This is a genomic window from Sulfitobacter sp. 1A13496 (assembly GCF_043557225.1).
Taxonomy (GTDB): Bacteria; Pseudomonadota; Alphaproteobacteria; order Rhodobacterales; family Rhodobacteraceae; genus Sulfitobacter; species Sulfitobacter faviae.
On record NZ_JBIFFP010000003.1, the window covers coordinates 70,008 to 88,445 of the forward strand.

The 18,438-nt window shown below is 63.7% G+C and carries 14 protein-coding genes; 12 read left to right on the forward strand and 2 right to left on the reverse strand.

Features of this window, described 5'->3' with window-relative positions; genetic code table 11:
* Positions 1 to 11: 11 nt before the first annotated feature.
* Both dnaE and ACGYLX_RS09045 read left to right on the forward strand, forming a co-directional pair.
* A complete protein-coding gene (dnaE, locus tag ACGYLX_RS09040; protein ID WP_394448818.1) occupies positions 12 to 3,548 on the forward strand; it encodes a DNA polymerase III subunit alpha in 3,537 nt (1,178 codons plus the stop codon).
* Positions 3,549 to 3,644: 96 nt separating this feature from the next.
* Positions 3,645 to 4,211 carry a hypothetical protein gene (locus tag ACGYLX_RS09045; RefSeq protein WP_394448821.1) on the forward strand — a complete coding sequence of 189 codons (567 nt, stop codon included), beginning with the start codon at positions 3,645 to 3,647 and terminating at the stop codon, positions 4,209 to 4,211.
* A 20-nt stretch (positions 4,212 to 4,231) separates the two neighbouring features.
* On the opposite strand, the gene ACGYLX_RS09050 is transcribed toward ACGYLX_RS09045, so the two are convergent.
* Positions 4,232 to 4,426: a SlyX family protein gene (locus ACGYLX_RS09050; protein ID WP_082851915.1), complete on the reverse strand. Its 195-nt coding sequence runs from the start codon at positions 4,424 to 4,426 to the stop codon at positions 4,232 to 4,234.
* Positions 4,427 to 4,604: 178 nt separating this feature from the next.
* Here ACGYLX_RS09050 and hisS point away from each other — a divergent pair, with 178 nt between their 5' ends.
* From hisS to ACGYLX_RS09095, 9 genes are all read left to right on the forward strand, one after another.
* Positions 4,605 to 6,245, forward strand: a complete 1,641-nt coding sequence (gene hisS / locus ACGYLX_RS09055; protein ID WP_394448824.1) for a histidine--tRNA ligase — start codon at positions 4,605 to 4,607, stop codon at positions 6,243 to 6,245.
* Positions 6,245 to 7,327, forward strand: coding sequence for an ATP phosphoribosyltransferase regulatory subunit (locus tag ACGYLX_RS09060; RefSeq protein WP_394414961.1), 1,083 nt, complete (start codon positions 6,245 to 6,247; stop codon positions 7,325 to 7,327). Before hisS ends, ACGYLX_RS09060 begins: the two co-directional genes overlap by 1 nt.
* Positions 7,324 to 8,013, forward strand: a complete 690-nt coding sequence (gene hisG, locus ACGYLX_RS09065) for an ATP phosphoribosyltransferase (RefSeq protein ID WP_067624598.1) — start codon at positions 7,324 to 7,326, stop codon at positions 8,011 to 8,013. The genes ACGYLX_RS09060 and hisG overlap by 4 nt, the downstream gene beginning before the upstream one ends.
* 211 nt (positions 8,014 to 8,224) lie before the next feature.
* Positions 8,225 to 9,040 (forward strand): ABC transporter ATP-binding protein, encoded by an 816-nt coding sequence (locus ACGYLX_RS09070; protein WP_394448827.1) that lies wholly within the window; start codon positions 8,225 to 8,227, stop codon positions 9,038 to 9,040.
* Between the two features lie 70 nt (positions 9,041 to 9,110).
* Positions 9,111 to 10,115: a branched-chain amino acid ABC transporter permease gene (locus ACGYLX_RS09075; protein WP_394443591.1), complete on the forward strand. Its 1,005-nt coding sequence runs from the start codon at positions 9,111 to 9,113 to the stop codon at positions 10,113 to 10,115.
* Positions 10,112 to 11,182, forward strand: a complete 1,071-nt coding sequence (locus ACGYLX_RS09080) for a branched-chain amino acid ABC transporter permease (RefSeq protein ID WP_394448831.1) — start codon at positions 10,112 to 10,114, stop codon at positions 11,180 to 11,182. The genes ACGYLX_RS09075 and ACGYLX_RS09080 overlap by 4 nt, the downstream gene beginning before the upstream one ends.
* A 31-nt stretch (positions 11,183 to 11,213) precedes the next feature.
* The gene (locus ACGYLX_RS09085; protein ID WP_394448834.1) at positions 11,214 to 12,422 is read left to right on the forward strand and encodes an ABC transporter substrate-binding protein; all 1,209 of its coding nucleotides are present in this window, start codon (positions 11,214 to 11,216) and stop codon (positions 12,420 to 12,422) included.
* Positions 12,423 to 12,493: 71 nt separating this feature from the next.
* A complete protein-coding gene (locus ACGYLX_RS09090; protein WP_394448838.1) occupies positions 12,494 to 13,288 on the forward strand; it encodes an ABC transporter ATP-binding protein in 795 nt (264 codons plus the stop codon).
* Between the two features lie 10 nt (positions 13,289 to 13,298).
* On the forward strand, positions 13,299 to 15,119 hold the full coding sequence (locus ACGYLX_RS09095) for an AMP-dependent synthetase/ligase (protein ID WP_394448840.1): 1,821 nt from the start codon (positions 13,299 to 13,301) through the stop codon (positions 15,117 to 15,119).
* Positions 15,120 to 15,122: 3 nt separating this feature from the next.
* On the opposite strand, the gene ACGYLX_RS09100 is transcribed toward ACGYLX_RS09095, so the two are convergent.
* Positions 15,123 to 15,542, reverse strand: a complete 420-nt coding sequence (locus ACGYLX_RS09100) for a DUF1489 family protein (RefSeq protein WP_067260830.1) — start codon at positions 15,540 to 15,542, stop codon at positions 15,123 to 15,125.
* Positions 15,543 to 15,709: 167 nt separating this feature from the next.
* Here ACGYLX_RS09100 and ACGYLX_RS09105 point away from each other — a divergent pair, with 167 nt between their 5' ends.
* Positions 15,710 to 17,989 carry an adenosylcobalamin-dependent ribonucleoside-diphosphate reductase gene (locus tag ACGYLX_RS09105; RefSeq protein ID WP_394448843.1) on the forward strand — a complete coding sequence of 760 codons (2,280 nt, stop codon included), beginning with the start codon at positions 15,710 to 15,712 and terminating at the stop codon, positions 17,987 to 17,989.
* Positions 17,990 to 18,438 lie beyond the last annotated feature (449 nt).

An 18,438-nucleotide genomic window follows, 5' to 3' on the forward strand; every position in this document is an offset into this window, starting at 1 on the left:
AGTTTGCGCCCATGTCAGATGCTCCCCGATTCATTCACCTGCGCAGCCATTCCGAGTATTCCCTGCTGGAAGGCGCGCTGCGGCTGAAAAAGCTGCCCGGCATGTGCCGTGACGCGGAAATGCCCGCGCTGGCGCTGACCGATACCAACAACATGTTCGCCGCGCTCGAGTTCTCGGTCGCCATGGCGGGGGCGGGCGTGCAGCCGATCATCGGCTGTCAGGTCGATGTCGCCTATGTCGAGGTCCAACCGGGCGAGAAGCCGCGCCCGCCCGCGCCGGTGGTGCTGCTGGCGCAGAGTGAATTGGGCTACGAGAACCTGATGAAGCTCAATTCCTGCCTCTACCTCGACAAGGGCGGGGCGGCGGCGGAGGTCACGCTGGCGGAACTCGAGGCGCTGAGCGCCGATCTCATCTGCCTCACCGGCGGCCCTTCGGGGCCGGTGGGGATGCTTTTGCAGGGTGGCCAGCGCCCGGCGGCGGAAGCGCTGATGGCGCGGCTGCACAAGGCTTTCGGCGACCGGCTCTATGTCGAGCTGCAGCGTCACCCGGAAGACGGCGGCCAGCCCGAGGCCGAGCGGCTGACCGAGCGCGGCTTTGTCGAGATGGCCTATGCCATGGACATCCCGCTGGTGGCGACCAACGACGTCTATTTCCCCAAGCCCGACATGTATGAGGCGCATGACGCGCTGATCTGCATCGCCGAAGGCGCCTATGTCGACCAGAGCCAGCCGCGCCGCCGTTTGACCGCGCAGCATTACTTCAAGTCCCAGGCCGAGATGGCGACGCTCTTTGCCGACCTGCCCGAGGCGCTGAGCAATACCGTCGAGATCGCCAAGCGCTGCGCCTTTATGGCCTACCGCCGCGACCCGATCCTGCCCAAGTTCGCCGATGACGAGGTCGCCGAGCTGCGCCGCATGGCCAATGAAGGCCTGCAGGCCCGTCTGGCGGTGATCCCCCACGCGGTGAGCGTGGAAGAATACCAAAAACGGCTCGATTTCGAACTGGGCATTATCGAGGGGATGGGGTTCCCAGGCTACTTCCTGATCGTTGCCGACTTCATCCAATGGGCCAAGGACAACGACATCCCGGTTGGCCCGGGGCGGGGCTCCGGTGCGGGCTCGCTGGTGGCCTATGCGCTGACCATCACCGACCTCGATCCATTGCGCTATTCGCTGCTGTTCGAACGCTTCCTCAACCCCGAGCGGGTCTCCATGCCCGACTTCGACATCGACTTCTGCATGGACCGCCGCGAGGAGGTGATCCGCTACGTGCAAGAGAAATACGGCCGCGACAAGGTGGGGCAGATCATCACCTTCGGTGCGCTTTTGTCGAAGGCGGCGGTGCGCGACATTGGGCGGGTGTTGCAGATGCCCTATGGGCAGGTGGATCGCCTCTCGAAGATGATCCCGGTGGAGGGGGTGAAACCCGTCTCCATCGAGAAGGCGCTGGTGGACGAGCCACGACTGCGCGAGGAGGCAAAGAACGAGGAGGTCGTCGACCGGCTGCTGACTTACGGCCAGCAGGTTGAGGGGCTTTTGCGCAACGCCTCAACCCACGCCGCGGGCGTGGTGATCGGCGACCGACCGCTGGATCATCTGGTGCCGCTTTATCAGGACCCGCGCTCGGACATGCCGGCGACGCAGTTCAATATGAAATGGGTCGAACAGGCCGGGCTGGTGAAGTTCGACTTTCTGGGTCTGAAGACCCTGACCGTGATCCAGAACGCGCTCGATCAAATTAAGGCGGGCGGGCGGCATCTGCATATCGCCGCGGACGGACGACAGATCTACGAGCCGCCCGAGGGCCATGTCGACGACGTGGCCACCATCCCGCTCGACGACAAGGCGACCTACGACCTTTATTCCAGCGCCAAGACCGTCGCCGTCTTCCAGGTGGAATCCAGCGGCATGATGGATGCGCTCAAGCGCATGAAGCCCACCTGTATCGAGGATATCGTCGCCCTTGTGGCGCTCTACCGTCCCGGCCCGATGGAGAACATCCCGGTCTATTGCGAGGTCAAGAACGGCAAGCGCGAGTTGGAATCGGTGCACCCCAGCATCGACTACATCCTTGAAGAGACCCAAGGCATCATCGTTTATCAGGAACAGGTGATGCAGATCGCGCAGGTCATGGCGGGCTATTCGCTCGGCGGTGCTGACCTGTTGCGCCGTGCGATGGGTAAGAAGATCGCCGAGGAAATGGCCAAGGAACGCCCTAAGTTCGAAAAGGGCGCGATGGCCAATGGCGTCGACAAGAAGAAGGCGGCGGAGGTCTTCGACCTTCTGGAGAAATTCGCCAACTACGGTTTCAACAAGTCGCACGCCGCGGCCTATGCGGTGGTCAGCTACCAGACCGCATGGCTGAAGGCGAACCACCCCGTCGAGTTCATGGCCGGGGTGATGAACTGCGATATTCACCTTACCGACAAGCTGGCGATCTATTTCGAGGAGGTGCGCAAACATCTCGAACTGCCTTGGGTGCCGCCCTGCGTGAACCGCTCTGATGCCACTTTCAAAGTGGTCGACGGCGCGCTTGTCTATGCGCTGGGCGCGTTGAAGAACGTCGGGCTGGAGGCGATGCGGCTGGTGACCGAGGGGCGCAAGGTGGATGGTGTCGACAAGCCCTTCGCCACGCTCTTTGACCTCGCGCGGCGCGTGGACCTCAAGCGCGTGGGCAAGCGCCCGCTGGAGATGCTGGTGCGCTCGGGCGCGTTCGATCAGCTCGACAGCAACCGGCGGCGGGTGTTCCAGTCGCTCGACGGGCTGGTGAATTATTCGGCGGCGATCCACGAGCAGAAGGCCTCCAACCAGGTCTCGCTGTTTGGGGAGGCGGGCGACGACCTGCCCGAGCCGCGGATGCTGCCCTGCGACGACTGGCAGTCGGCGGAGCGTCTGGCCGAGGAGTTCAAGGCCGTGGGCTTCTACCTCTCGGGCCACCCGCTGGACGATTACATGCCGCCCCTGAAACGCAAATGGGCGCGGGAGACCGGTCTGCCTTTCCTCACGCTTGATGAGCTCAATGAAAAGGTCTCGACCCGCGGCGCGATGAACGCGCGGCTCGCGGGCGTCGTGGCGGGCCGTCAGGAGCGCAAGTCGGCGCGGGGCAACCGCTTTGCCTTTGCGCAACTTTCCGACCCCACGGGCGGCTACGAGGTGACGATTTTCTCGGACGTGCTGGAGGCTTCGCGTGATCATCTGGAGGTCGGCTCCAAGGTCGTCGTCACCGTGGAGGCCACGATGGAAAGCGACCAGCTTAAGCTTTTGGCACGCGGCATCGGCCCGATCGACGCGGCGGTGGCGGATGCGGGCAGCATGGGGTTGCGCGTTTTTATCGACGGGCCGGGGGCCATTCAATCGGTGGCCGATGTGCTCGACGGCGCGCGTCAGGCAGTGAAGGCGGCAGGCAAGGGGCCGGTGCAATTCTGCCTGATGGACCCAAGCCTGCCCGGTGAGGTCGAAGTCGATCTGGGGCGCGAATTTCCGGTGACACCGCAGATCAAGGGCGCGATCCGCTCGCTCGACGGGGTGATGGAGGTTGAGGAAATCTGACCTCCGCGCCGCCTCGGCGGCCTCCCGCGCTGCCGCATCCAGTGGACGGCGGCGGGTGGCTGCGCTACCTGCCTGCCAAGCAACGGGGAGCAGAGCATGAAACGACGCATCGGCCTTTTGATTATGGGGACGTTGCTCTCCGCCTGCGCCATGGCCCCCACGGCGCCGAACCCGCAGATCTCCGAGGTTTCATTCGGCAACGTCCTGCCGTTTGGCGAGGTGGCCCGTGTCTGCGATCTGGACCTAAGCGAATTGGGGCAACTGGTCGAGGAACCCGCGGCGCGGGGCTATCGGTTGTTCGATTCGCAGCCCGGCAGCGCCGGGGCGCGCAGTTTCTACATCACCGGCTTTGCGGATGATTGCGCGCGTCAGTTGACGGCGGCCAATGTGCTGTTCGGCTCGCCCACGGTCTATGAGCAACTGCACTACGGCCCGGGGGGAGAGAACCTGCCCACAGCCGAGACCGACGCGGCCTATGAGGCGATCAAGGCCCGTGTCTGCGGTGCGGGGCGCGGGAAACCCTGCGGGCGGCAGATCGGCAAACTCGACAAGACCACCTTTTTCGTCAGCGCCTATGAGCGTTTGGGCCAGACCGCGCGCTGGTCCGAAGTGCTGGTGCATGACGGGGCCGTCGCCGCCGTGGCAATGAAATCAGCCAATTGACGGGTGCGCGGCGCTGCCGCTCAGTAATGCGGGGGGCGCTCATCGCCCAAAAGCACCGCGCCGCCGCCCGAGGCGTCCCGCTCTCCTTCGCGCTGCATCAGCATATGGACGCGGCGGTTCAGGGTGACGATCTCGGCCTCCTGACGGGTGACGATCTCTGACATATCGTCGACCGCGCGGGTCAGATGGGCGATCTGCTCTTCGAGGCGGCTGATATGATCGGCTGTTTGGTCTGCGGTGTGATCAGGGCTTTGGTCGGTCATGGCGCGCATCCTTTTTGCGCGATCTAGCACGGACCGGCGGCGCGGGACAGGGGCGGGATGCCGCGTTACTTGCTCTTGCGGGGGGCTTGGGCTAGACGCGAGGCCAATTGATGCACCGAGGATCCTTGCCATGGCAAAGCCCAAGAAAACCCCCCGTCCCAAGGCGCAAACCCCGAAAGGGTTCCGCGATTATTTCGGGACCGAGGTGACCCATCGGGCCGAGATGCTGAACAAGATCGCCGCCGTCTATCACCGCTATGGTTTCGACGCGCTGGAAAGCTCGGGCGTGGAGACGGTCGAGGCGCTTGGCAAGTTCCTTCCCGACGTTGACCGCCCGAACGAGGGGGTGTTCGCCTGGCAGGAGGATGCCGAAGGCGACAAACCCGGGGACTGGCTCGCGCTGCGCTATGACCTGACCGCCCCCTTGGCGCGGGTCTATTCCCAGCATCGCAACGACCTGCCGATGCCCTACCGGCGCTACGCCATGGGCCCGGTCTGGCGCAACGAGAAGCCCGGGCCGGGGCGGTTCCGGCAGTTCTACCAATGCGACGCCGATACCGTCGGCGCGCCCTCGGTGGCGGCGGATGCAGAGATCTGCGCCATGCTGGCCGACTGCCTTGAGGAAGTGGGCATCGCGCGCGGCGACTATGTGGTGCGGGTGAACAACCGCAAGGTGCTGAACGGCGTGCTCGAAGTGGCCGGGCTTGCGGGCGACGACAAGGAAGCCGAGCGCGGCATCGTGCTGCGCGCCATCGACAAGCTCGACCGGCTGGGGCCCGACGGTGTGCGCGCGCTGCTGGGTGAGGGCCGCAAGGACGACAGTGGCGATTTCACCAAAGGTGCGGGGCTGGGCGAGGCGCAAGTCGACACAGTGATGAGATTTGTCGGGGCAAATGAAACAATCGAAAGTCGCATCCGCCTTTTGGGTTCCTACGATATGACGGACAATGATGCAGAAGGGCGACCGTTCTTACGCAAGTTCCGCGATCATGCTCAAGAAGTTGCTATGAACAGTATTAACGAGGGTGTTGCGCCGAGTGAATTAAGAAATAAGCTAACAATTTCTTACCTACGAGAGATTGTCGAGGGTTCTGCAGTGGGGTTGGAAGGAGCCAACGAGCTTGGAGAGATTGCTGATCTCTTAAATGCTCAGGGCTATCATTCCGATCGAATTGTCGTCGACCCCTCGGTCGTGCGCGGCCTTGGCTATTACACCGGCCCGGTCTTCGAGGCCGAACTGACGTTCGAGATCAAAGACGAGAAGGGCCGCGCGCGCAACTTCGGCTCGGTCGCGGGCGGCGGGCGCTATGACGATCTGGTGAAGCGTTTCACCGGGCAGGAGGTGCCAGCAACCGGCGTCTCCATCGGTGTCGACCGTCTTCTCGCCGCGCTGGCCGCCAAAGGGCGGCTTGAGGCCGAAGCGACAGGCCCCGTCGTCGTCACCGTGATGGACCGCGACCGCATGGCTGATTATCAGGCCATGGTGGCCGAGCTGCGGCAGGCGGGCATCCGGGCGGAGGTCTACCTCGGCAATCCTAAGAACTTCGGCAACCAGATGAAATACGCCGACAAGCGGCAAAGCCCGGTTGTGGTCATCGAAGGCGGTGACGAGAAAGACCGCGGCGTGGTGCAGATCAAGGACATGGTGCTGGGCGCGCAACTGGCGCAAGAGGCGAGCCATGATGAGTGGAAAGAGCGCCCCAACCAATATGAAGTGCCCCGCGCTGATCTGATCAAAGCAGTCCGCGATATTCTGGATCGGACAAGCTGATGCCCACACGTTCCGAAACACTGGCGCGCGCGGCCTCCCTGCGCGCGATCTTCGAGGGGCAGGGCGCCGTTCTGGTCGAACCGCCGATCTTGCAACCGGCCGACACGCTGCTGGACCTCTATGGCGAGGATATCCGCGCCCGGGCCTATGTCACCTCGGACGCGCTGCGCGGGGAGCAGATGCTGCGCCCCGATTTCACCGTGCCCGTGGTGCAGATGCATATGGCCCATGGGGCCGAGCCCGCGCGCTATACCTATTCAGGCGAGGTTTTCCGCCGTCAGGAGCACGACCCGAACCGCGCCAACGAATACATTCAGGTCGGTTTTGAGGTCTTCGACCGCGCCGATCCGGCGGCGGCGGATGCCGAGGTTTTCGCCCTGATTGCCGAGGCGATGCAGGGGCTGCCGGTGCGCCCGGTGACCGGCGACATCGGCGTGTTGATGGCGGCGGTGCAGGGCTTGGGCACATCGCCTGCGCGCAAACAGGCGTTGATGCGGCACATCTGGCGCCCCCGCCGCTTTCGCGCGCTGCTCGACCGCTATGCTGGGCGCAGCCCGGTGCCTGCCGGGCGCAAGGCGCTGCTGGCCGAGGCCGAGGTGACATGCGACGCGCCGATGGTGGGGCTGCGCTCACGGGCCGAGATCGAAGCCCGCGTCGCGGCCCTGCGCGAGGATGCGCAGACGCCGCCGATCTCCGCGCAGCAGGTCGACCTTTTCGAGGCGCTGTTGGAGGTCAAGGAAACCCTGCCGAACGCGCTGAGCCGCCTGCGCGATCTGGCCGTGGACATGCCCGCCATCGGCGATGCTGTGGCCCGTGTCGCGGCCCGCGCCGATGCGATGCGCGCCCGCGGGATCGACACCGACGCGCTGCTCTTTGAGGCCAGCCATGGCCGGTCATCGATGGAATATTACGACGGTTTCGTCTTTGCTTTCCGCGCGGCCTCACGGCCCGATTTGCCCAGCATCGCCACCGGCGGGCGCTATGACGCGCTGACCCGGCGACTGGGGCAGGGCGATGAAATCCCGGCGGTGGGCGGTGTGATGCGCCCCGGCCTGATGCTGGAACTGGAGGCCGGGCAATGACGCTAAAACTGGGTGTGCCGTCCAAGGGGCGGCTGATGGAGAAGACCTTTGAATGGTTCGGCGCGCGTGGCGTCAGCCTGCAACGCACCGGGTCCGACCGCGAATATGCGGGCAAGGTCGAGGGGATCGAGGATGTCTCGCTCGTGCTGCTTTCGGCGGGTGAAATCCCGCGCGAACTCTCGGCAGGGCGGATCCATTTGGGCGTCACCGGCACCGATCTGGTGCAGGAAAAACTGGCGCTTTGGGATCAACTGGTCGAGCCGCTGGAGGAATTGAACTTTGGCCATGCCGACCTGATCATCGCGGTGCCGCAGGCTTGGGTCGATGTCGATACGCTGGATGATCTCGACGCCGCCGCCGCCGCCTTCCGCGCCGAACATGGCTTCCGCCTGCGCATCGCCACCAAGTATCACCGGCTGGTGCGGGAGTTCCTGCGCACCCACGGCGTGGCCGATTACGCGCTGGTCGACAGCCAAGGCGCGACCGAGGGCACGGTGCTGAACGAGACCGCCGAGGCCATCGCCGATATCACTTCCAGCGGCGAGACCCTGCGCGCCAATCACCTTAAGATCCTCAGCGACGGTTTGATCCTGCAATCGCAAGCAACGCTCTGGCGGTCGCGCATGGCGCCCCTAGAGGATCACAGCCGCAAAGCGCTGAAAACCCTGATCGCACAGCTGACCTGACGTAGCGTCACAGCCCCGGGTTTTTCCCTTCCCTTCCATGGCATTGCACCTTCCGAGCCGCTCCGGCGCGGGGGCGCTTTGCCGCGCGTCTTATCGAAAGACTTGCGAGATGCCGCGCTTCGGATAGGGTGAAAGGGTCAACAGGCCGATACCACAAGCACCGCCAAAAGGGGCAGGGGTCGGGACATAGGGAGGATCCGTCGATGATCGGATGTCACGCGCCCCTTGCGGGGGGCCGCAGCCGTCGCCGCATGGGAGTGGGCGATTGCTGAGGGTTGAGGATTTGCATCTGTCCTTTGGCGGCATCAAGGCGCTGCAGGGGGTGAATTTCGAAGCCAGGGCCGGAGAGATCACCGGGGTGATCGGCCCCAACGGCGCGGGCAAAACCTCACTTTTCAATGCGATTTCAGGGTTTTACAGGCCCGACCGGGGCAGCGTTTCCTTTGATGGTCAGAACATCACGTCGCTCAGCCCCGACAAGCGCGCGGGCCTTGGCCTCGCGCGGACTTTTCAGAACATCGCGCTGTTTCGCGGCATGACAGTGCTCGACAATATCAAACTCGGCGGGCACACGCGGCTTAAAACCAGTGTCTGGCAGGCGCTGCGCTATTTCGGCGCGGCGCAGAAGGCCGAGCTGGAGCTGCGCCGTGAGATTGAGGAACAGGTGATCGATTTTCTCGAGATCGACCACATCCGCAAATATCCGATCACCATGCTGCCCTACGGTCTGCAAAAGCGGGTCGAACTGGGCCGCGCATTGGCGATGCGCCCGCGCGTGCTGCTGTTGGACGAGCCGGTGGCGGGCATGAACCGCGAGGAGACCGCCGACATGGCGCGCTTCATCCTCGACGTGCAGGAGCAATTCGGCACCACGATCCTGCTGGTGGAACACGACATGCATATGGTGATGGACATCTGTAGCCGCATCGTCGTGCTGAACTTCGGCCAGCAGATCGCGAGCGGCACGCCTGAGGAGGTCTCCAACAACCCGGCGGTGATCGAAGCCTATCTGGGAGCCGCGGCATGACGATTTCTTTGAAAGAAATCGGCCCGGAATTTTTGAAAAATTCCGAGGGTAAGGAAAGGGAGGCGCTTTGATGGGGCAGTTCGTGCAATTCGCGATCAACGGGCTGATGGCCGGGGCGATCTACGCGCTGATCGCCGTGGGAATCGTGAGCGTCTATAAGGCCACCAAGGTGGTGAATTTCGCCCATGGCTACCTGATCATGTTCGGGGCCTATTTCTATTTCACCTTCGCCGTGATCGTTCCCGCGCAGCCTTGGGCGCCCGGCTGGCTGGCCTCGTGGCAGCCCGGCTGGATGGTCGAGATGCGGGGCGATTTGCCGATGTTTTCGCCCGTGGCGGCGGTGCTTGACTGGGTCGCGAACCTGCCGCGCATCCTCTTGGGGCTGGCGGGCGCGCTGGTCTGCAACGCGATCCTCGGCCGGGTGATCGAGCGGGTGCTGATGCGCCCGCTGATGGGGCAGTCGATCTTTGCCATGATCATGGTGACGGTGGGTCTAATCTCGATCCTGTCGGGCGCGGCGCAGTTGATCTGGACGGCGGATGCCGCAAGCGTGCCCTATATCGCGCCTAACATGCCGATCCGGTTCGAACTGTTCGGCACGATGATCTTCCTCTTCGGCACCGATCTGGTGAACATGGCCGTGGCGCTGCTGCTGTTTGGTGGCATCGTCGCCTTCGTGAAGTTCACCAAGGGCGGCATCGCCATCCGCGCCACGGCCGAAGACCAGTCCACCGCCTATTCCATGGGCATCTCGGTCCCCAAGGTCTTCTCCCGCGCCTGGGTGCTGGCCAGCACCACCGGGGCCATCGCGGGCGCGATCCTCGCCACGCGAAACGGCATTTCGCCGAGCCTCGGGCTCTTTGGCTTCTCGGTGCTGGCGATCGTGCTGATGGGCGGGCTGGATAGCTACGTGGGCGTGCTGATCGCGGCGATGGTCGTCGGCGTGCTGGAGGCGATGACCCAGTGGCAGATGGGCGGCGGCTGGGCCGAGATCGTGCCCTACGTCACCGTGCTGGTGGTGCTGATCTGGCGGCCCCACGGCCTGATGGGGCAAAAGGAGGTTGAGCGGATATGATCAACGCCAACCTGAAGTCCAGCTATGCCGCCGACGAGCGGGTGCTGAACAACCGCTACAAACAGGCTTTCGTCTATGGGTCGATCCTCGCGCTCGTGCTTTTCACCCTGTTCGGCAACGACTACCTCATCCTGATCGCGAGCCAGATGGGCATCCTGCTGATCGCCGTGGTGGGGATCAACATCCTCACGGGCTATACCGGTCTGGTGTCGCTGGGCCACGGCGCCTTCGTTGCCATCGGCGCCTATGCAGTGACGATCTTCGGCAATCTCGGGGCGGGGGTGATCCCGGCGGGGCTGATGCCCTTCGTCTCGGTGCCCTTGGCGGTGGCGCTGGCGGCGGCGGTGGGCGTGCTCGTGGGCCTACCGAGCCTGCGGGTGAAGGGGCTCTACCTCGCCGTGGCGACGCTGGCGGCGAATTTCATCGTGATCTTCCTGATCGAGGAGGAGATCTTCGCGCCCTGGACCGGCGGCATGGTGGGGCTCAACACCAATGTGCCGAACCTGCTGGGCTGGGAGCTGGATACCAAGCGCGAGATGTTCGGGCTGATCGCCTTCGTCGGCCTTGTCTCGCTGCTGGCGGCGCAGAACCTCATCCGCACCCGCGTCGGCCGCGCCTTCATCGCGATCCGCGACCGGGACTATTCCGCCGAGATCCTCGGCATCTCGCTTCTGCGCTACAAGCTGATGAGCTTTGCCCTTTCGGCGGCCTACTGCGGCCTTGCCGGGGCGCTCTTCGCCTATTTCTACGCCCGTATCCTGCCCGAGCAGTTCGAACTGGCGCTCTCGCTCAACCTCGTGGCGGCGCTGATCATCGGGGGCATGGGGCGCACGATGGGGCCGGTCTTCGGTGTCATCATCGTCGTTATGGTGCCTGAGGTGATCAAGGTGCTCTTTGGCGCGCTTGCCGGGGACAGCGCCGCGGCGGGGCAGCTGCGCGCGCCCCTTCAGCAGATCGCCTTCGGCGTCCTGCTGGTGTTGTTTCTGCTCAAGGAGCCCTTGGGCATCAACCAGATCGTCGACCGTATCCTGCGCGCCGCAAACCGTTGGCCGTTTGCGCGCGGGTAACCCCAAGAAGGCCACATCAGGGAGAAGACAAATGACCATGAACCGCCGATCCTTCCTCGCCACCACGGCCGCCGCGACTGCTGCCATGGGGACGCCGATGATCCTGCGCGCCCAGCCCAAGGAATATGTGCTCGGCGCCTCGCTGCCGCTCACCGGGCCCTTCGCCACGGCGGGGCAGTTGGTCGCGCCTGCCTTCGCCATGGCCGCGAAACTGTTCAACGACGAGGGCGGCGTGGCCGGTGTGCCCATTCGCTTCGTCACCGAGGATTCCGGCTATGTGCCGCAGAACGCGCTGAACAACTACCAGCGCGCGCTGGCCTCGGAGGGCAAGAACATGATCGGCTATTTCGCCGACAGCACCGGGGCGATGAAGCTGATCGCGCCTGAGCTCAAGGGCGAGAATGCGCGGATCATGGGGTCGACCTCTTTTGCCTCGGAACTGGCCGACCCGGCGACCCACCCCTACCAATATCTCTCGGGGCCAACCTATCAGAGCCAGTTCGATATCCTGCTGCAGAACATCAAGAACGAGGGCGGGCAGAAGGTAGCCTTCATCTTCTCCAGCACCGAGTTCGGGCGCGATCCGATCGAGCATGGCCGCAAGACCGCCGAGGAGCTTGGCCTCGAGGTCGTGCTCGAGGAAAGCACCAAGGCCGAGGGCGCCGACATTCCCACCCATGTCACCAAGCTGGCGCAATCCGGCGCGGATCACTGCATCCTGCAGGGCTATGTCACCGGCGTCTGGCCGCAGCTCATCGGCGGCGCGCGGCAATTTGGCCTGCCGGTCAAGTTCAAGGGCACCTTCTGGGGCATGGAAAAACTGATCGCCGACCGGATCACCGCCGAGGCCGGGCCCTTCCTTGCGGGCTACGAAGGCGTCATGCCCTACCGCTATTTCTACGACCGCGAAGACGCGCCGCGCTACCAGCAGTATGCCGAACTCAGCAAGCAGATGTTCGCGGGCACGCCGCTGGAGAACTACATGTCGACATGGGCGATCCAGACCATGTGCGGGCTTGAGATCGCCATGAAGGCCTTCCGCGACACCGCCGAGGCCGGGCTGGAACTGACCCCCGACAACATCGCCGAGAAGCTTTCGGGCATCTCAAACTGGGATTCGGGAGGCTTCTTCGGCGGGCCCGTGAGCATGGAGAACAACGCCATCGGGACCGGCCGCGTCTATGGCTACAACCCCGAGGACGGGCTGTTCACGCCGAAATCGGACTGGTTCACCGTCTGATTGCAACAGGTTCGGGGGCTTCGCCCCCGGACCACTGATGAATTTCCGGCCAAAAAGAGAGAGGGCCCCGCGTGCTGACCATCGAGAACATCGAAGTGACCTATCACCACACGGTGCAGGCGCTGCGCGGGCTGTCGCTCGAGGTGCCGGACGGCAAGATCGTCACGCTGCTGGGCACCAACGGCGCGGGCAAGACCACGACGTTGAAGGCCGCGAGCAACCTGCTGGCACTGGAAAACGGCGAAGTCGGCGAGGGGCGCATCTCCTTCAAGGGCCAGTCGATCATGACGATCCAGCCCGACCGGTTGGTGCAGCAAGGGCTGTTCCACGTGCGCGAGGGGCGGCGGATTTTCAGCGAGATGACGGTAGAGGACAATCTGATCGCCGCCTCCTATGCGCTGGACCGGCGGCAGGCCAAGCCGGACTACGACAAGGTCTATGCCTTCTTCCCGCGGCTGAAGGAGCGGCGGCGCCAGATCGCCGGGTATCTCTCGGGCGGGGAGCAGCAGATGCTGGCCTTTGGCCGTGCCATGATCGCGCGGCCCGAGCTCATTCTGATGGACGAGCCGTCACTGGGGTTGGCGCCCAAGGTGGTGGCAGAGATTTTCGACACGATCAAGCGTCTGAACCAAGAGGACGGCACGGCGATCCTGTTGGTCGAGCAGAACGCGGGCGTGGCCTTTTCCGTCGCCGACTACGGCTACATCATGGAAAGCGGCCAGATCGTCATGGAAGGCGATGTCGAGAAGCTGCGCGGCGACAAGGACATCCAGTCTTTTTACCTCGGCATGGGCGAGGAGGGCGGCGCGCGGCAGTCTTTCCGCGATGTGAAACACTACAAACGCCGAAAACGCTGGCTCAGCTAAGGAGGCCACCATGGCATTTGATGAGTTCAAAGGCGATTTCGCGCCGCTGGTGCGCATGGTGCACAGCCATGCAGACAACCGCCCCATGGGCGTGGCGATGCGGCAAAAGGAATTTGGCATTTGGAATGAGATCACTTGGGCAGGCTTGCAAGAGATCATGCAGGCGACCGCCGCAGGGTTGGTCGATCTGGGTCTCAGTCCCGGCGGCCATGTCGGCATCCTAAGCGAGAACCGCAGCGAGTGGGTGCAGGCGCAGTTTGGCATCAACGCGGCGGCGGGGGTTGTGGTGGGCATGTATCCCACCAGCCCGGCGGCAGAACTGGAGCATCTGATCAACGCCTCGGACAGCACGGTGCTGTTCATTGAGGATCAGGAGCAGCTCGACAAGATCAAGGAGTTGGGCGACCGGGTGCCGCAGCTGCGCCAGTTGGTGATCTTCAACCCCAAGGGCACGCGGGGCGAGGATTTGCTGGGACTAATCAGCTTCGACGAACTGCTCGACCGGGGCCGGGCGCGGCTGGCCGATCTTGCTGATGATCTGCGGGCGCGGCAGGCGGGGATCGAGCCTGATGACACGGCGATGATGGTCTTTACATCGGGCTCTACCGGCCTGCCCAAGGCGGCGGAGATTTCCTATGGCAATATCCACGCGGGCGTGGGCGTGGCGCGGGATGTCTTTGGCGACTACCCGCCCGGGACGGATGTGCTGAGCTACCTGCCTCTGTGCCACATCGCGGAACAGGCGGTGACGGTGATCAACGGGCTGGCGCAGCAGTTTGTGATGAACTTCGGCGAGAGCCTTCGGACCATCACGCTCGACCTGCGGGAGGTTGCACCGCAGGTCTTCTTCGGCGTGCCGCGGATCTGGGAGAAGATGCAGGCGGGCGTGCTGGTGCAGGCGCAGACCGCCGGGCGCATCAAGGGGCCGATGACGCTGATGGCGCTGAAGGGCGCGCAGCGGCGCGGCATGATCCGACGCGACAAATGGAGCGCCGGGGACCGGTTAGCCCATGCCTTTTGGGACGCGCTGATCTACCGTCATATCCGCAGCTATCTCGGCCTTGGGCGGACGACCTTTGCGATCTCAGCCGCCGCGCCGATCAGCGCCGAGCTTCTGGGCTTCATGCGCGGCATCGGGGTCAATATCCGCGAGGCATGGGGCATGTCCGAGACCTCGGGCGTGGGCACGATCCAGCGCTCATGGGGCCAATGCGACGGGCGCATCGGCTTTCCGGTCAGCGGGGTGCGCACCCGGATCGCCGAGGATGGCGAGGTGCTGTTCTCGGGCGGGACCATCTTCAAGGGCTATTACAAGAACCCCAAGGCCACCGCCGAGACGCTCCGCGACGGCTGGCTGCACACCGGCGATGTGGGCCGCGAGGAGGCCGACGGTTCGATCACGCTGATCGACCGCAAGAAGGACATCATGATCAACGCGGCGGGCAAGAACCTCGCGCCCGCGCATATCGAGAATGTCATCAAGGCCAGCCCCTTCATCAAGGAGGTCGTCGCCGTGGCCGACAAGCGGCCCTATGTGACAGCACTGGTGCAGATCGACATGGATACGGTCCGGCTCTGGGCCGAGGGGCAGGGGATCGCCTATACCACTTTCCGCTCGCTGGCCGAGCACCCCAAGGTGCAGGAATTGATCGACGCGGAGGTGGCCAAGCAAAACCGCGATTTGGCGCGGGTCGAGCAGGTCAAGAAGGTCTGGCTGATGCGCAAGGAGCTTGACCACGACGACGGCGAGGTGACCGCGACGATGAAGGTGCGCCGGGCCAAGGTCTACGAACTCTATGGGGATCAGATCGAGGCGCTCTACGCCGACTGAAGCTCAGAGCACGCCGATCTCGGCCAGGGCGCGGTTCAATTCCACGGGCAGTTCCGCCTCGGCCTCGCGGCCCTCGGGCAGGTCGGGCGGGGCGTCCTCGGGCTTGAGGTAACGCCAGCCCTGAAAGGCCCGGCGTAGGCTGTTCTGGGTGCGGATGATCTCGGGGTCGAGCACGATGGCGCAGCGGCGGATGCCGTCGGCGCGGGTGACCTCCTCCAGCCGGACGATGCGCTGGCGGGCCTGAATTACGCCCTTGATGACCCAATAGATCGAGCCGCCGTTGAGAATCTCGGCCTCGCGCTTGGGCCACATGCGGGTCACATGGCGCGGCAAGCCGTCATGCGTGCGCACGTCCTTGCGCGCCTGCCATTTGGCGAGGCTTTCGACGCCTTCGGTGCCGACCGAAAGCTTTATCAGGTTCATTTTACCGGTCACATCGCCCCCCAGCGATTCCTTTGGTCCACGCCATATAAGGTAGTTGGATTTCAATCACATGCAAATTCTTGTATGATGGAGCGTAATTTTCCGGTTTTCTCTCAGGCAGAGCCTAGCTAATAAGAGCCCCTGCCACTGACCTCAGGAGTTACCCCATGTCCCGCTTTACCGCCCCGATCGCCGAACAAATCTGGGATATGAAATACCGTTTTAAAGGGGCCGATGGCACCCCGAAGGACGTCACGGTCGAGGACACATGGCGCCGCATCGCCCGCGACCTCGCGCAGGTCGAATCGAAGGCGGACGTCTGGGAAGACAAGTTTTTCAACGCGCTGGAGGATTTCAAATACCTCCCCGCGGGCCGCATCACCGCAGGCGCCGGCACTGCGCGCCGCGTGACCCTGTTCAACTGCTTCGTCATGGGCACCGTGCCCGACAGCATGTCCGGCATCTTCGACATGTTGAAGGAGGCCGCCCTGACCATGCAGCAGGGCGGGGGAATCGGCTATGACTTCTCCACCATCCGCCCGCGCGGCGCGGATGTGCTGGGTGTGTCGGCGGATGCTTCTGGCCCGTTGTCGTTTATGGATGTCTGGGACGCCATGTGCCGCACCATCATGTCCGCAGGCAGCCGCCGCGGTGCGATGATGGCGACCATGCGTTGCGATCACCCGGATGTGGAGGATTTCATCGCCGCCAAGTCCGATCCCGCCCGTCTGCGCATGTTCAACATGTCCGTGCTGGTCACCGACCCCTTCATGGAGGCCGTGAAGGCCGACGGCTCGTGGGACCTCGTCTTTGGCGACAAGGTCTACAAAACCGTGCAGGCGCGTGACCTGTGGAACAAGATCATGCAGGCGACCTATGATTACGCCGAGCCGGGCGTGATCTTCATCGACCGCATCAACGCCGCGAACAACCTGAACTATTGCGAGACCATCGCCGCCACCAACCCCTGTGGCGAGCAGCCCCTGCCGCCCTATGGCGCCTGCCTTCTGGGCTCGATCAACCTTGCCCGTCTGGTCGCACAGCCTTTCGAGGACGACGCCCATCTCGACCAAGACGCGATGAGCGAGTTGGTCGCCACCGCCGTTCGCATGATGGACAATGTGGTCGACGTGTCGAACTTCCCACTGCCCGAACAGGCTGCTGAGGCGCAGAACAAGCGCCGCATCGGTCTGGGCGTCACCGGCCTTGCCGATGCGCTGTTGATGGTCGGCCTGCGCTACGGCTCTGACGAGGCGGCGGCCCAGACCGAGGCATGGCTCAAAGCCATCGCCCGCGCCTCCTATCTGGCAAGCGTGGAACTGGCGAAAGAGAAGGGGGCCTTCCCGCTGTTCGATGCTGAGAAATTCCTCGCCTCCGGCACCATGCAGCAGATGGACGATGACGTGCGCGAAGCGATCCGCGAACATGGTATCCGCAACGCGCTTTTGACCTCCATCGCGCCCACCGGCACGATCAGCCTCTACGCGGGCAACGTGTCCTCGGGGATTGAGCCGGTCTTTGCCTATGCCTACACCCGCAAGGTGCTGCAAAAAGACGGCAGCCGGACCGAGGAAGAGGTCGTCGACTACGCCGTGCAGATGTGGCGCGAGCTGAAGGGCGATGCACCGCTGCCCGACTATTTTGTCAACGCCCAGACCCTGCCGCCCGCCGATCACGTCAAGATGCAGGCCGCGGCGCAGAAATGGATCGACAGTTCGATCTCCAAGACCATCAACTGCCCCGAGGACATCTCTTTTGATGCCTTCAAGGACGTCTACATGCAGGCGTGGGACACGGGCTGCAAAGGCTGCACCACCTATCGCCCCAACGATGTGACCGGTTCGGTTCTGAGCGTCTCTTCCGAGAAGAGCGACAAGGCCCCCGCCGACAGCCCCGATCAGGTCAGCGAAGGCGGCGAGATCGTCTATATGTCCGACCCGCTGGACCGCCCCGCCGAGTTGGAGGGCAACACCTACAAGGTCAAATGGCCCGATAGCGAGCACGCGCTCTACATCACCATCAACGACATCGTGCTGAACGGCCACCGCCGTCCCTTCGAGGTCTTCATCAACTCCAAGAACATGGAGCATTTCGCCTGGACCGTGGCGCTGACCCGCATGGTCTCGGCCGTGTTCCGCCGTGGCGGAGATGTCTCCTTCGTGGTGGAAGAGCTGAAAGCCGTCTTCGACCCGCGCGGCGGGGCTTGGATGCAGGGCAAATACATCCCTTCGATCCTCGCGGCCATCGGCGGCGTGATCGAGCGCCACATGATCGCCACCGGCTTCATCGCGGGAGAGGGCATGGGGCTGAAGACCGACCCGCAGGCGAAGGTCGTGGGCCTCGACGCCCCGCGCGGCAAGTCCTGCCCGTCTTGCGGTCAGTTCGACATGCGGATGGTCGAGGGCTGCATGACCTGCGGGAGCTGCGGGCATAGTAAGTGTGGGTGATATAATGCGCCTTATGAAGCACTTGTTGTGAAAGTTAACAACAGTTTGCGATTCGACCAGTTTACATTGCAACTGGGACCACAATGCACCCGCCGCCGTCTCTTGAGTGCGTCGGCGGGTGCATTCCTCGCTAAGACGTTCAGTCGAACGTGAAGGGAGAAGTCAGAGCTCCGCCGATCGGAGCTCGACTTCGATCCTGCACCGAGCAGCAGAAACGTAAATGCTGGCAGCGGATTGCGATTCGACCGGTTGCGCCTGTCGCTTTGGGCCGCGATCATCGTGCGGTCGTGTTGTTGGCGCGACCACACACCTTGCTAAGCTAATATTTACCTTTGGTGGCAAACCGCTCAATGAAGCGGATAGCCCCGCTACGCTATGCCATCCTGTCTGCTCCGCCCTGAGACGAGATCAATCGATCCAGCCCACTGAAATGGACTCAGTTCAGGATC

Bases quoted from the DNA above. Each gene is read 5' to 3' on its own strand.
- ACGYLX_RS09080 (WP_394448831.1), top strand. From the start codon at position 10,112: ATGATCAACGCCAACCTGAAGTCCAGCTATGCCGCCGACGAGCGGGTG.
- ACGYLX_RS09085 (WP_394448834.1), top strand. From the start codon at position 11,214: ATGACCATGAACCGCCGATCCTTCCTCGCCACCACGGCCGCCGCGACT.
- ACGYLX_RS09060 (WP_394414961.1), top strand. From the start codon at position 6,245: ATGCCCACACGTTCCGAAACACTGGCGCGCGCGGCCTCCCTGCGCGCG.
- hisS (WP_394448824.1), top strand. From the start codon at position 4,605: ATGGCAAAGCCCAAGAAAACCCCCCGTCCCAAGGCGCAAACCCCGAAA.
- ACGYLX_RS09100 (WP_067260830.1), bottom strand. From the start codon at position 15,542: ATGAACCTGATAAAGCTTTCGGTCGGCACCGAAGGCGTCGAAAGCCTC.
- ACGYLX_RS09070 (WP_394448827.1), top strand. From the start codon at position 8,225: ATGTCACGCGCCCCTTGCGGGGGGCCGCAGCCGTCGCCGCATGGGAGT.
- ACGYLX_RS09105 (WP_394448843.1), top strand. From the start codon at position 15,710: ATGTCCCGCTTTACCGCCCCGATCGCCGAACAAATCTGGGATATGAAA.
- ACGYLX_RS09075 (WP_394443591.1), top strand. From the start codon at position 9,111: ATGGGGCAGTTCGTGCAATTCGCGATCAACGGGCTGATGGCCGGGGCG.
- ACGYLX_RS09095 (WP_394448840.1), top strand. From the start codon at position 13,299: ATGGCATTTGATGAGTTCAAAGGCGATTTCGCGCCGCTGGTGCGCATG.
- hisG (WP_067624598.1), top strand. From the start codon at position 7,324: ATGACGCTAAAACTGGGTGTGCCGTCCAAGGGGCGGCTGATGGAGAAG.
- ACGYLX_RS09045 (WP_394448821.1), top strand. From the start codon at position 3,645: ATGAAACGACGCATCGGCCTTTTGATTATGGGGACGTTGCTCTCCGCC.
- dnaE (WP_394448818.1), top strand. From the start codon at position 12: ATGTCAGATGCTCCCCGATTCATTCACCTGCGCAGCCATTCCGAGTAT.